Source organism: Microbacterium sp. F2 (assembly GCF_052274505.1).
Taxonomy (GTDB): Bacteria; Actinomycetota; Actinomycetes; order Actinomycetales; family Microbacteriaceae; genus Microbacterium.
The window spans coordinates 420,083-432,409 of record NZ_JBNVBV010000001.1; the positions used below are offsets into that span (position 1 = coordinate 420,083).

13 protein-coding genes are annotated in these 12,327 nt (G+C 66.9%); 11 read left to right on the forward strand and 2 right to left on the reverse strand.

Features of this window, described 5'->3' with window-relative positions:
* Positions 1–5: 5 nt before the first annotated feature.
* Positions 6–791: an IclR family transcriptional regulator gene (locus ACQVDU_RS02080; protein WP_443476164.1), complete on the reverse strand. Its 786-nt coding sequence runs from the start codon at positions 789–791 to the stop codon at positions 6–8.
* A gap of 139 nt (positions 792–930) precedes the next feature.
* On the opposite strand from ACQVDU_RS02080, the gene ACQVDU_RS02085 reads away from it, so the two are divergent.
* The 3 genes from ACQVDU_RS02085 to ACQVDU_RS02095 are packed head-to-tail and all read left to right on the forward strand — an operon-like array spanning position 931 to position 3,546.
* Positions 931–1,710: a CoA transferase subunit A gene (locus ACQVDU_RS02085; protein ID WP_443476165.1), complete on the forward strand. Its 780-nt coding sequence runs from the start codon at positions 931–933 to the stop codon at positions 1,708–1,710.
* Between the two features lies 1 nt (position 1,711).
* Entirely contained in the window at positions 1,712–2,365 is a 654-nt protein-coding gene (locus ACQVDU_RS02090) for a CoA transferase subunit B (protein ID WP_443476166.1), read from the forward strand.
* Positions 2,362–3,546 carry an acetyl-CoA C-acetyltransferase gene (locus ACQVDU_RS02095; protein WP_443476167.1) on the forward strand — a complete coding sequence of 395 codons (1,185 nt, stop codon included), beginning with the start codon at positions 2,362–2,364 and terminating at the stop codon, positions 3,544–3,546. The genes ACQVDU_RS02090 and ACQVDU_RS02095 overlap by 4 nt, the downstream gene beginning before the upstream one ends.
* Before the next feature lie 16 nt (positions 3,547–3,562).
* Here the strand turns inward: ACQVDU_RS02095 and ACQVDU_RS02100 are convergent, their stop codons facing one another.
* The gene (locus ACQVDU_RS02100; protein ID WP_292712213.1) at positions 3,563–3,790 is read right to left on the reverse strand and encodes a hypothetical protein; all 228 of its coding nucleotides are present in this window, start codon (positions 3,788–3,790) and stop codon (positions 3,563–3,565) included.
* 105 nt (positions 3,791–3,895) lie between these two features.
* Here ACQVDU_RS02100 and ACQVDU_RS02105 point away from each other — a divergent pair, with 105 nt between their 5' ends.
* From ACQVDU_RS02105 to ACQVDU_RS02140, 8 genes are all read left to right on the forward strand, one after another.
* Positions 3,896–5,290 carry an alpha,alpha-trehalose-phosphate synthase (UDP-forming) gene (locus ACQVDU_RS02105; RefSeq protein ID WP_443476168.1) on the forward strand — a complete coding sequence of 465 codons (1,395 nt, stop codon included), beginning with the start codon at positions 3,896–3,898 and terminating at the stop codon, positions 5,288–5,290.
* A gap of 32 nt (positions 5,291–5,322) precedes the next feature.
* Positions 5,323–6,141, forward strand: coding sequence for a trehalose-phosphatase (otsB, locus tag ACQVDU_RS02110; protein ID WP_443476169.1), 819 nt, complete (start codon positions 5,323–5,325; stop codon positions 6,139–6,141).
* A 9-nt stretch (positions 6,142–6,150) separates the two neighbouring features.
* Positions 6,151–7,857 carry a dihydroxy-acid dehydratase gene (gene ilvD, locus ACQVDU_RS02115; protein WP_443476170.1) on the forward strand — a complete coding sequence of 569 codons (1,707 nt, stop codon included), beginning with the start codon at positions 6,151–6,153 and terminating at the stop codon, positions 7,855–7,857.
* Between the two features lie 44 nt (positions 7,858–7,901).
* Positions 7,902–9,704 carry an acetolactate synthase large subunit gene (locus ACQVDU_RS02120; RefSeq protein ID WP_443476171.1) on the forward strand — a complete coding sequence of 601 codons (1,803 nt, stop codon included), beginning with the start codon at positions 7,902–7,904 and terminating at the stop codon, positions 9,702–9,704.
* A gap of 3 nt (positions 9,705–9,707) precedes the next feature.
* Complete coding sequence (gene ilvN, locus ACQVDU_RS02125; RefSeq protein WP_228178082.1) at positions 9,708–10,217, forward strand: acetolactate synthase small subunit; 510 nt, start codon at positions 9,708–9,710, stop codon at positions 10,215–10,217.
* Positions 10,218–10,304: 87 nt separating this feature from the next.
* Complete coding sequence (ilvC, locus tag ACQVDU_RS02130; RefSeq protein ID WP_443476172.1) at positions 10,305–11,330, forward strand: ketol-acid reductoisomerase; 1,026 nt, start codon at positions 10,305–10,307, stop codon at positions 11,328–11,330.
* A gap of 72 nt (positions 11,331–11,402) precedes the next feature.
* The gene (locus ACQVDU_RS02135) at positions 11,403–11,930 is read left to right on the forward strand and encodes a DNA polymerase III subunit gamma/tau (protein WP_300590939.1); all 528 of its coding nucleotides are present in this window, start codon (positions 11,403–11,405) and stop codon (positions 11,928–11,930) included.
* On the forward strand, positions 11,927–12,325 hold the full coding sequence (locus tag ACQVDU_RS02140; RefSeq protein WP_300590940.1) for a bacitracin resistance protein: 399 nt from the start codon (positions 11,927–11,929) through the stop codon (positions 12,323–12,325). Before ACQVDU_RS02135 ends, ACQVDU_RS02140 begins: the two co-directional genes overlap by 4 nt.
* Positions 12,326–12,327: the final 2 nt, after the last annotated feature.

Sequence of the window (12,327 nt, forward strand, 5' to 3'; positions counted from 1 at the left end):
TCGTCTCAGCCGCGTGCTGCCGCCACCCGCGTCGTGAGCTGGTGGGCGTGGGCAAGCAGGATGCGGCCGAGCTCGGGGAGCCGGTCGGGACCGAATCGGAACTCGACTCCCGTGAGGCTCAGCGCCCACTGCGGGTGCCCCTCGCGCGTGAAGACCGCAGCTCCCACCCCGAAGCTCCCCGCCACGATCAGGCCCGGGTTGACGGCATAGCCGCGCTCGTGCGTCTCACGCAGGCGCCCTCGAAGCCGCGGTGGGGCGTGAGCTACGCCCCACCGCTCCGACAGCTCGGGATGCCGCTCGAAATAGGCGTCCACATCGTGGTCTGGGAGGAACGACAGAATCGCGAGTCCCGCCGAGGCGACGCCCAGAGGAAACCGCACCCCCTCAGCCAGCACGAACGAGCGGATGGGAAAGCTTCCCTCCTCGCGCAGCAGACATACTGTCTCGTCGCCCCGACGGACCGAGAGGAAGGCGCTCTCCTCGGTGCGCACCGCGAGCGAGCGCACGATGTCGCGAGCGAGGCTCGTGATGTCATAGCGCGATGCCGCGGCCGCGCCCATGAGATAGAGCTCGGGACCCGGCATCCAGGTGCCACGTGCCTCGTCTTGGTCGACGAGCCCTTCGTGGCGCAGCGCGGTGAGGAGCCGGTGGGTGGTCGGCCGAGTGAGGTCTGCCCGCCGCGCCAACTCCGACACGGTCAGTCCCGCGGCGCCCCCTGCCGACACCAAGCGCAGCAACGCGGCTGCGCGCGCGATCGCCTGCGCGCCCGGCACGGATCGATGGGTGTCCATGATGTGGACGGTAGTCGCGGTGGTGTCCACATCGCAAGCGGATGCTGGCGTCAGCGCGCGCCGCGCGGCAACGATGGCCATGCGGGTGCGGCGCAATGCGGCGACCCGGAACGAACCGGCAGACCAAAGGAGTTCATCCGTGATCGACAAGTCCTGGGAGTCGCCGGCCGCGGCCGTCGCCGACATCCCCGACGGCGCAACCCTTGCCGTCGGTGGGTTCGGCCTATCGGGCAACCCGATGGCACTGATCGAAGCCCTGCACGCCCGCGGCGTCGGCGACCTGTCGATCGTGTCCAACAACTGCGGCGTGGATGACTGGGGCCTCGGCATCCTGCTCGCCGACAAGCGCATCCGCAAGATGACCTCGTCGTACGTTGGTGAAAACAAGGAGTTCGAGCGGCAGTTCCTCTCGGGTGAACTCGAGCTCGAGCTGACCCCTCAGGGGACCCTCGCCGAGAAGCTGCGCGCTGGCGGTGCCGGGATCGCCGCGTTCTACACGCAGTCCGGTGTGGGAACGCAGGTCGCCGAGGGCGGATTGCCGCGTCGCTATGACGGGTCCGGTGGCGTCGCCGTCGCTTCACCGGTGAAGGACGTGCGCACGTTCGAGGTGTCGGGTCGCGAGCGCGAGTATGTGCTCGAGGAAGCGATCGTCACCGACTACGCCCTGGTCCATGCGCTACGGGGCGACCGCCACGGCAACCTCGTCTTCAACAAGGCAGCTCGAAACTTCAACCCGCTCGCCGCGATGGCCGGCCGGATCTGCATCGTGCAGGTCGAGGAACTGGTGGAGCCGGGTCAGATCGATCCGGATGCCGTACACCTGCCCGGCGTCTACGTCCACCGCATCGTCGAGGTGGGTCTCGACATTGAAAAGCGCATCGAGCGACGCACTGTCTCGGTGACCTCGGAAGGAGCCTGAGATGGCACTCACCCGCAACGAGATGGCCGCCCGCGCCGCGCAGGAACTCGCCGACGGCGCCTACGTCAATCTGGGGATCGGCCTGCCGACCCTCGTGCCCAACTATGTCCCAGACGGCGTCACCGTCGTGCTGCAGTCCGAGAACGGCATCCTGGGCGTGGGGCCCTACCCGCAGGAAGCTGACGTCGATCCCGACCTCATCAACGCCGGGAAGGAGACCGTGACGACCCTGCCGGGCGCCGCGTTCTTCGATTCCGCGACGAGCTTCGGGATGATCCGCGGCAGCAAGATCGACGCCGCCATCCTCGGGGCGATGCAGGTTTCGGCATCCGGCGACCTTGCCAACTGGATGATCCCCGGAAAGATGGTCAAGGGTCCCGGCGGGGCGATGGATCTCGTGCACGGCGCCGCGAAGGTGATCGTTCTGATGGAGCACGTCGCCAAAGACGGGACGCCGAAGATCGTCAGCGACTGCTCGCTGCCGCTGACCGGCAAGGGTGTGGTCGACCGCATCATCACCGACCTGGCGGTCCTCGACGTGACGCCCCAGGGACTCGTGCTCGTCGAGCTTGCGCCCGGCGTCAGCGTCGAGGATGTCGTTGCTGCGACCGAGCCCGAGATCACCGTGTCGAGCAACCTTAAGGTGGAGGCATGAACCACGAGGATGTCGTCATTGTCGGCGCCGCACGCACCCCGCAGGGCCGCCTGAAGGGGCAGCTGTCATCGCTGCCATCCACCGCCCTCGGCAGCATCGCGATCCGCGGTGCGCTCGAGAAGGCCGGGATCGGCCCCGAGGTCGTCGACGCCGTTCTGGTCGGCCAGGTGCTTCCCGCGGGTGCGGGACAAAACCCTGCCCGCCAGGCCGCGATCGGCGCCGGGATCGGCTGGGATGTTCACGCATCGTCGATCAACAAAGTGTGCCTGTCGGGCCTCACTGCCGTCATCGACGCCGCCCGCATGGTGCGCCTCGGAGATGCCCGGGTCGTCGTCGCGGCGGGCATGGAGTCGATGTCGCAGGCGCCGCATCTGCTCATGGGCTCGCGCGAGGGCTGGTCGTACGGATCCATCGAGGTGCTCGACCACATGGCCCACGATGGTCTGACTGACGCGTTCGACCGCGAGAGCATGGGCGGCTCGACAGAGCGACACAACGCCCGCTACGAGGTCACGCGCGAAGATCAGGATGCCGTCGCCGCCCGCTCCCACCAGCGCGCAGCTGCCGCGTGGGAAGCAGACGTGTTCGCCGACGAGATCGTTCCCGTAGAGATTCCGCAGCGCAAGGGCGACCCGAAGCTGGTGACGCGAGACGAGGGCATCCGTGCCGAGACGACAGTCGATACCCTCGCCGGCCTCCGTCCTGCCTTCTCGAAAGACGGGTCGATCACGGCGGGCAACTCGTCACAGATCTCCGACGGCGCCTCGGCCGTGATTGTCACGAGCCGAGCGCACGCCGACGAGAACGGCTGGCCCGTGCTCGCCGTCATCGGGTCGGCGGGTCAGGTCGCTGGCCCCGACAACACCCTTCACGCCCAGCCCGCCCGGGCGATCCTCGCCGCCTGCGAGCGAGAGGGGATCACCGCTTCCGACCTGGACTTCGTCGAGATCAACGAGGCATTCGGTGCCGTGGTTGCGCGCTCTCAAGCAGAGCTCGGCCTCCCCGACGAGGTCGTCAACATCCACGGTGGCGGCATCGCGATCGGTCACCCGATCGGCGCCTCGGGCAACCGGCTCGTCGTGCACACCGTGTATGAACTGCTGCACCGCGGGGGTGGGACCGCCGCAGTCGCGCTTTGCGGGGGCGGCGGTCAGGGCGACGCGCTGATCCTCAAGCGCTGAGCGGGATCAGCGCCGCCTAGTCCTTGAGGCGCCGCGCGGCGGGGGAGTCGGCGGGGACCGGCTTGCCCTGGTCGATGCGACGCATGTCGATGATCGCCCCGACAGCCAGTGCGACAGTGATGGCCCAGCTGATCCATGCCAGCGCGGTTCGCCACGTGAATGTTTCCTCCCGGAGCGCGCGAAGGAGCGAGAAGCCCGAGATGACTGCTCCGATGATGCCGGTTCCGAAGAGGTACTTGCCCATGCGAACCACGGTACACATCAGCTCGCCGCTGTCCACCCCCGGCCTGCAACCCGGTGAAGCAGCTAGCCTGGGAGCGCCCGCGTCCGCCACTGTGAAGGAGCTCGCGTGTCGCAAGCTGATTTCGTCGTCGTTGCCAACCGCCTCCCTGTGGACCGTGATGACGACGGCGGATGGCGGCGCTCTCCGGGTGGTCTGGTCACAGCGCTCGAGCCCGTGATGCGCAAGGCCGAAGGTGCCTGGGTCGGGTGGGCCGGCAAGCCGGGCCTCGACCTGGAGCCGTTCGACTTCGAGGGCACGCATCTGGTGCCGATCACCCTCAGTGCCGAGGAGATCCAGAACTACTACGAGGGGTTCTCGAACGACACGATCTGGCCCCTGTACCACGATGTGATCGCCGCTCCCCGGTATCGCCGCGTGTGGTGGGATGCCTACGTCGATGTGAACCGGCGCTTCGCCGAAGCGTCGGCCGACGCCGCCGCCGAGGGTGCGACGGTCTGGGTTCAGGACTACCAGCTGCAACTCGTGCCGGCGATGCTGCGCTCGATGCGGCCCGACCTCACGATCGGCTATTTCCACCACATCCCTTTCCCGGCATATGGCCTGTTCTCACAGTTGCCGTGGCGACGTCAGGTACTCGAGGGGCTCCTCGGGGCCGATGTCGTCGGCTTCCAGCGGGTGGCGGATGCCGGCAACTTCGCCCGCGCCGTGCGTCGCCAGTTCCACTACACGACCAAGGCCTCGGGCATCACCGTGCCTCTTGAGGACGGCAGTACGCGCAACGTCCTCGCCAAGGCGTTCCCGATCTCGATCGATGCCGAGTCGTACATCGAACTCGCCCAGCGGCCCGAGATCCAGGCACGCGCCAAGGAGATCCGCGAGAGCCTCGGCAACCCCAAGACCGTGATGCTCGGCGTCGACCGGCTGGACTACACGAAGGGCATCCGCCACCGCCTGAAGGCGTTCGGCGAGCTCCTCCAAGACGGCAGGCTCAGCGTCGAGGACGCGACGCTCGTGCAGGTCGCGAGCCCCAGCCGCGAACGCGTCGAGGCCTACATCCAGTTGCGCGATGAGATCGAACTGACTGTCGGCCGCATCAACGGTGACTTCGACACCATGGATCACACCGCCATCCGCTACCTGCACCAGGCGTTCCCGCGCGAAGAGATGGTCGCGCTCTACCTGGCAGCTGATGTGATGCTCGTGACGGCACTGCGCGACGGCATGAACCTGGTCGCAAAGGAGTATGTCGCGAGCCGCATCGACAACCGCGGGGTGCTGCTGCTGAGCGAGTTCGCCGGTGCCGCCGACGAACTGGGGTCGGCGATCCGCATCAACCCGCATGACATCGGTGGCATGAAGGACGCGATCATGCGCGCGATCGAAATGCCCGGTGCTGAGCAGGGGCGACGGATGCGATCATTGCGACGGCGCGTGCTCGACCACGACGTCAGTGACTGGTCCAAGTCCTTCCTGGAAGCGCTCGCCGCCGCGAAGCGCTGAGACACCCCCACGTCCGAACCCGAAAGCCCGAGATGACGACTCCCGACGCCCATCCCGTTTCCGACGCTGTTGCCCCCGAGGTGCGTGAAGCTCTCGCTACTGTCGCGGGTGTCCCGACCCTGCTGGTCGCCCTCGACTTCGACGGCACGCTCTCGCCGCACGTCGAAGACCCCATGACGGCCCGGATGCTGCCCGCGGCGCGCGACGCGGTCAATGCGCTGGCCGCGCTGCCGAACACTGTCGTGGCCCTGGTGTCGGGACGGAGCCTTATCGACCTGCGGATTATCGCCGAGCACACCGACGACTCGCCGATCACCCTGGCCGCCTCGCACGGTGCCGAGTACTGGTTCCCGGGCGAGGGCCCCGTCGAACCCGCCGAGGATGACGCGGAGCGGGGTCTGCGCGATCTGCTGCGCGCTCGTGCCGAAGAGATCGCCTCGGACTACGAGGGCGTCTGGATCGAGCCGAAGACCTTTGGGTTCGGCGTCCACACCCGCAATGCCACCGAGGAGGCCGGCGAGAAGGCAGCCGCTGCCGTCGACGAGATGGTCGCCGGCGCAGCTCCCGACTGGCGGCGCCGGACCGGCAAGAAGATCGTGGAGTATGCGTTCCGTCACGAGGGCAAAGACAGCGCCATCGCGAACCTTCGCGAGCGGGTCCACGCCGACGCCGTGCTGTTCGCTGGCGATGACACCACCGACGAGGATGCCCTGCGAAGCCTGCAGTCGCAGGATCTCGGCATCCACGTCGGCGACGGCGAGACCGCGGCGCGGGTGAGTGTGCCCAACATCCCTGCGATGGCCGCAACGTTGGCGGAGCTCGCGGAGCAGCGGCGCCACGCGCAGGAATAGACTTCGAGCATGGCCCCGCACGACAGCACCATTGACATCAAACCTCGGAGCCGGGTCGTCACCGACGGCATCGAAGCCACCACCTCCCGCGGAATGCTCCGCGCCGTGGGGATGGGTGACGAGGACTGGGAGAAGCCCCAGATCGGCATCGCCTCGAGCTGGAACGAGATCACCCCCTGCAACCTGAGCCTGGATCGCCTCGCTCAGGGAGCGAAAGAGGGTGTGCACTCCGGTGGCGGCTACCCGCTCCAGTTCGGCACCATCTCCGTCTCCGACGGCATCTCGATGGGCCACGAGGGGATGCACTTCTCCCTCGTGAGCCGCGAGGTCATCGCCGACTCTGTCGAGACTGTCGTCATGGCAGAACGCCTCGATGGGACCGTTCTGCTGGCTGGCTGCGACAAGTCCATCCCCGGGATGCTGATGGCCAGCGCGCGCCTCGACCTTTCGAGCGTCTTCCTCTACGCCGGTTCCATCGCGCCGGGCTGGGTCAAGCTCTCGGACGGCACCGAGAAGGACATCACGATCATCGATTCGTTCGAGGGCGTCGGCGCGTGCCTGTCGGGTCGCATGAGCGAGGCTGACCTCAAGCGCATCGAGTGCGCCTTCGCGCCCGGTGAGGGCGCGTGTGGCGGCATGTACACCGCCAACACCATGGCATCCGTCGCCGAAGCGCTCGGCCTGAGCCTTCCCGGCTCCGCTGCCCCGCCATCGGCTGACCGCCGCCGTGACGCCTTCGCCCACCGCTCCGGTGAGGCAGTCGTGAACCTGCTGAAGCTTGGGATCACGACCCGCGACATCCTGACGAAGGAAGCGTTCGAGAATGCGATCGCCCTCGCGATGGCCCTCGGCGGTTCGACGAATGTCGTGCTGCACCTCCTCGCGATCGCGCGTGAAGCTGACGTCGACCTCGATCTGCACGACTTCAACCGCATCGGCGACAAGGTTCCCCACGTCGCCGACATGAAGCCGTTCGGGCAGTACGTCATGAACGACGTCGACCGCCACGGCGGCATCCCGGTGATCATGAGGGCGATGCTCGATGAGGGGCTGCTGCACGGTGACGCGCTCACCGTGACCGGCAAGACTCTTGCCGAGAACCTCGCTGACTTGAACCCCGACCCGGTGGACGGCACCGTCATCCACGCGTTTGACAACCCCATCCACGAGACAGGCGGCATCACGATCCTGCACGGCACGATGGCCCCCGAGGGAGCCGTCGTGAAGTCTGCGGGCTTCGACGGTGATGTCTTCGAGGGCCCCGCACGGGTTTTCGAGCGCGAGCGCGCCGCGATGGATGCCCTCGAGGCTGGCGAGATCTCTGCGGGCGATGTTGTCGTCATCCGCTACGAGGGGCCTAAGGGTGGTCCCGGTATGCGGGAGATGCTCGCGATCACGGCTGCCATCAAGGGCGCTGGGCTCGGAAAAGATGTACTACTCTTGACAGACGGCAGATTCTCGGGCGGCACAACCGGCCTGTGCATCGGCCACATAGCACCCGAAGCGGTCGACGCAGGTCCGATCGCCTTCGTGCGCGATGGTGATCTGATACGGGTCGATATCGCAGCTCGCTCCCTCGACCTACTCGTCGACGAAGCTGAGCTGAGTTCCCGCCGGCAGGGCTGGGAGCCGCTTCCTCCGCGCTATACCCGTGGCGTTCTCGCCAAGTACACGCGACTCGTGCGTTCGGCATCCGAAGGCGCGACGACGAACTAGGCGTTCTCTCTCGCAACTCTCGACATCCATCGCAAGGAATCATCATGTCTTCCGACATCGCCACGGCCGTGCCCCGGCCCCCCGCTCGCAGCGCTTCGGCGCCTGTGATGACCGGGGCTGAGGCGGTCGTCCGTTCCCTCGATCTGCTGGGGGTGTCCGATGTCTTCGGGCTGCCCGGCGGCGCCATCATGCCCGTCTACGACCCGCTCATGGACGACGAGGCAGTCCGTCACATCCTCGTTCGCCACGAGCAGGGTGCAGGTCACGCAGCCGAAGGATATGCCTCGGCATCCGGCAAGGTCGGCGTCGCCATTGCGACCTCGGGTCCCGGGGCGACCAACCTCGTCACGGCGATCGCGGATGCCTACATGGACTCCGTGCCGCTGCTGTGCATCACGGGCCAGGTCTTTTCGAGCCTCATGGGAACCGACGCGTTCCAGGAAGCTGACATCGTCGGCATCACAATGCCGATCACGAAGCACTCGTTCCTCGTGAAGCGCGCCGAAGACATCCCCGGTGCGATCGCCGCGGCCTACGAGATCGCGTCTACGGGTCGCCCCGGTCCCGTGCTCGTTGACATCACGAAGGATGCCCAGCAGGCCGAGGCACCGTTCATCTGGCCGCCGCAGATCGATCTGCCCGGGTACCGGCCGGTCACCAAGGCGCACGGCAAGCAGATCCAGGCTGCAGCGCAGTTGATCGCCGAAGCCGAGAAGCCGGTGCTCTACGTCGGCGGCGGAATCATCCGCTCGCGCGCCTCGGAGCAGCTCCTCGCACTGGCCGAGGCTACCGGTGCGCCGGTGGTCACGACGCTCATGGCTCGCGGTGCGTTCCCCGACTCCCACGAGCAGAACCTCGGCATGCCCGGCATGCACGGCACGGTCCCCGCCGTGCTGGCGCTGCAGGAGTCCGACCTCATCGTGGCTCTCGGCGCCCGATTCGATGACCGGGTGACCGGCAAGGCGTCGCACTTCGCCCCGCACGCGAAGGTCATCCACGTCGACATCGACCCCGCCGAGATCTCCAAGATCCGCGCTGCCGACGTTCCGATCGTGGGCGACCTGCGTGAGGTGCTGGTCGATCTCGAGGCCGCGTTCCGCGCCAACACCGACGATGGCCGCGCCGACATCACCCAGTGGTGGGCGTACCTCAAGGGCCTGCGCAACGAGTTCCCCCTCGGCTACGCCCCCACGACCGACGGCCTCCTGGCGCCGCAGCAGGTCATCCAGCGGATCGGCGAGCTGACCGGCCCCGAGGCCGTCTACGCCGCAGGCGTCGGACAGCACCAGATGTGGGCTGCCCAGTTCATCAAGTACGAGCGCCCCAACGCCTGGCTGAACTCGGGCGGCGCCGGCACCATGGGCTACGCGGTTCCCGCCGCGATGGGCGCGAAGGTTGCCGAGCCGGATCGCGTCGTGTGGGCGATCGACGGTGACGGATGCTTCCAGATGACCAATCAGGAGCTTGCCACCTGCGTGCTCAACGACATCCCGATCAAGGTCGCGATCATCAACAACTCGTCACTCGGGATGGTGCGTCAGTGGCAGACGCTGTTCTTCAACGGCCGCCACTCCAACACCGACCTGAACACAGGTCACGGCACCGCGCGGGTACCCGACTTCGTCAAGTTGGCTGAGGCGTACGGATGCCTCGCGCTGCGCGTCGAGAAGGAAGACGAGATCGACGACGCGATTCGCACAGCACTGGAGACCAACGATCGCCCTGTCGTCATCGACTTCGTCGTGTCGGCCGACGCGATGGTGTGGCCGATGGTGCCGCAGGGTGTCGGAAACAGCGAGATCCAGTACGCGCGTGAACACGCCCCGAGCTTCGATCAGGAGGACTGAGCTATGACAAGTCACGTGCTGAGTCTTCTGGTCGAAGACAAGCCCGGCCTGCTGACCCGCGTCGCGGGCCTGTTCGCTCGCCGCGGCTTCAACATCGAATCCCTTGCCGTGGGAGTCACCGAGGTGCCGGGGTTGTCCCGCATCACGGTGGTCGTCGACGTCGAAGGGCTCCCGCTCGAGCAGGTGACCAAGCAGCTGAACAAGCTCGTGAACGTCATCAAGATCGTGGAGCTCGACCCCGCGGCATCCGTGCAGCGCGAGCACATGCTCGTGAAGGTACGCGCCGACAACGCGAGCCGTTCCAGCGTTCTCGAGGTCATCAACCTGTTCCGCGCGTCGGTCGTGGACTACGCGCCCGAGGCGATGGTGGTCGAGATCACCGGCGACAAGGGCAAGGTTGAGGCATTCCTGCGCGCGATCGAGCCGTTCGGCATCAAGGAGCTCGCCCAGTCGGGCATGCTCGCGATCGGCCGCGGCGGCAAGAGCATCACCGAACGAGTCCTGCGGGGCTGAGAAGACGACGCCGATCCGCTCCCGGTCGTTGAGCGGGCTCGGCGAGAACAAACGACCACAATCGCACAGTCAAGGAGAGACACCCCCATGGCCGAAATGATCTACGACCAGGATGCCGACCTCGCCCTCATCCAGGGCAAGAAGGTTGCCATCGTCGGTTACGGTTCGCAGGGTCACGCTCACGCGCAGAACCTGCGTGACTCGGGCGTCGAGGTCGTCATTGCCCTCAAGGACGGCTCGAAGTCCGCGCCGAAGGCACAGGAGGACGGCTTCGAGGTCAAGTCCGTCGCCGACGCCACCGCGTGGGCCGACGTCATCATGATCCTCGCGCCCGACCAGCACCAGCGTGGCATCTACAACAACGAGATCAAGCCGAACCTCGCGCCCGGCAAGACCCTCGCCTTCGCGCACGGGTTCAACATCCGCTTCGGCTACATCGAGGCTCCCGAGGGCGTCGATGTCATCCTCATCGCTCCGAAGGCTCCCGGCCACACGGTTCGTCGTGAGTACGTCGCAGGTCGCGGCATCCCCGACATCATCGCTGTCGAGAAGGATGCCTCGGGTAGCGCCTGGGACCTCGCGAAGTCGTACGCGAAGGCTATCGGTGGCACCCGTGCCGGCGTCATCAAGACGACGTTCACGGAAGAGACCGAGACCGACCTCTTCGGTGAGCAGGCTGTGCTCTGTGGTGGCGTGTCGCAGCTGGTCCAGTACGGCTTCGAGACCCTGACCGAGGCGGGCTACCAGCCCGAGATCGCCTACTTCGAGGTGCTGCACGAGCTCAAGCTCATCGTTGACCTCATGTGGGAGGGCGGCATCGCCAAGCAGCGCTGGAGCGTCTCGGACACCGCCGAGTACGGCGACTACGTCTCGGGCCCGCGCGTGATCGACCCGCACGTCAAGGAGAACATGGCGGCAGTCCTCGCCGACATCCGTTCCGGTGCCTTCGCCGAGCGCTTCATCACCGACCAGGACAACGGCGCCGTCGAGTTCCTCGAGCTGCGCGAGAAGGCTGCAAAGCACCCGATCGAGGCGGTCGGCAAGGACCTGCGTTCGCTCTTCTCATGGAAGCAGCAGGACAAGGACTACGTCGAGGGCTCGGCCGCGCGCTGAGCTTCATCCCCTTCTGCCGAACCCACACGCCCTGCTGGGGCGTGTGGGTTCGTGCGTGGGTAGGCTGAACTCGTGAGCACCGACCGCGACGACGACGCCCTCTCGTGGGGTGATGACGACCCGACGCTCGACGCGGGTTCCGCGCTGCCCCCGGGCTACGTGGCCGTCGGCAAGGGGAGCGAGACGGTCGCGCCGAAGCAGGCGGCGGCCACGGATGCCGAATCCAGCTCTCGCACGGATGCTGCAGTCTCCGTGCCGGGAGACGAGCGGGGCGATGCCGACACCGGCGCTGCGCCCGCCGCAGGCATGAGCAACGCGGCGCTCATCACTCTCGGCATCTTCGGCGGCGTGTACGCCCTCGAGAGCATCGGGTGGATCATCGGCGGCCTGCGTCTGCAGCAGTACGCGGAGTTCCTCGTCGCGCCCCTGGCCTATCAGGTGAGTCTGTGGCTGGCGGTGCTGACACCGCTCATCTGGTTCGTGACCGTGCTGCTGCTCACCAGGGGCAGCAGGTCGTGGGTTCGGGTCCTTCTGCTCGCCGCAGGGGCGCTGCTCGTGCTGCCCTGGCCCTTCATCATGGTGGGGGCGATCGGACAGTGAGCGAGAACACCAACGAGCCCACACACATTTCGGCGTCGTCATCCGTTACAGAATCAACGTCGGTCGAGCGCCGCACCGCACTACCGGTGTGGCTCATCGCCACGATCGCCGGCTTTTTCGGCCTGTTCTATGCATACGCCGTCTGGAATGCCGTCGCGTTCCTGATCTCCCAGGCGACCGGGCCGCTGGGGCTCAACGGTGGGGGATGGGCGCTGCTGCTGACGGCCATCGCCTTCCCGATCATCGTGTTCGCTCTTGCCTTCGCGATCGGATGGAAGCGCCGGGCTGGCGCCTTCGTTCTCATCATGCTCTCGGGTCTGGGCATTGTCGCGGTGTTCTGGATGAATGTGATCGCCTACGCCACGGTCTACGGCGCGTCGCTGCTGGGCGGCTGATC

Bases quoted from the DNA above. Each gene is read 5' to 3' on its own strand.
- ilvN (WP_228178082.1), top strand. From the start codon at position 9,708: ATGACAAGTCACGTGCTGAGTCTTCTGGTCGAAGACAAGCCCGGCCTG.
- ACQVDU_RS02095 (WP_443476167.1), top strand. From the start codon at position 2,362: ATGAACCACGAGGATGTCGTCATTGTCGGCGCCGCACGCACCCCGCAG.
- ilvC (WP_443476172.1), top strand. From the start codon at position 10,305: ATGGCCGAAATGATCTACGACCAGGATGCCGACCTCGCCCTCATCCAG.
- ACQVDU_RS02080 (WP_443476164.1), bottom strand. From the start codon at position 791: ATGGACACCCATCGATCCGTGCCGGGCGCGCAGGCGATCGCGCGCGCA.
- ACQVDU_RS02120 (WP_443476171.1), top strand. From the start codon at position 7,902: ATGTCTTCCGACATCGCCACGGCCGTGCCCCGGCCCCCCGCTCGCAGC.
- ACQVDU_RS02100 (WP_292712213.1), bottom strand. From the start codon at position 3,790: ATGGGCAAGTACCTCTTCGGAACCGGCATCATCGGAGCAGTCATCTCG.
- otsB (WP_443476169.1), top strand. From the start codon at position 5,323: ATGACGACTCCCGACGCCCATCCCGTTTCCGACGCTGTTGCCCCCGAG.
- ilvD (WP_443476170.1), top strand. From the start codon at position 6,151: ATGGCCCCGCACGACAGCACCATTGACATCAAACCTCGGAGCCGGGTC.
- ACQVDU_RS02090 (WP_443476166.1), top strand. From the start codon at position 1,712: ATGGCACTCACCCGCAACGAGATGGCCGCCCGCGCCGCGCAGGAACTC.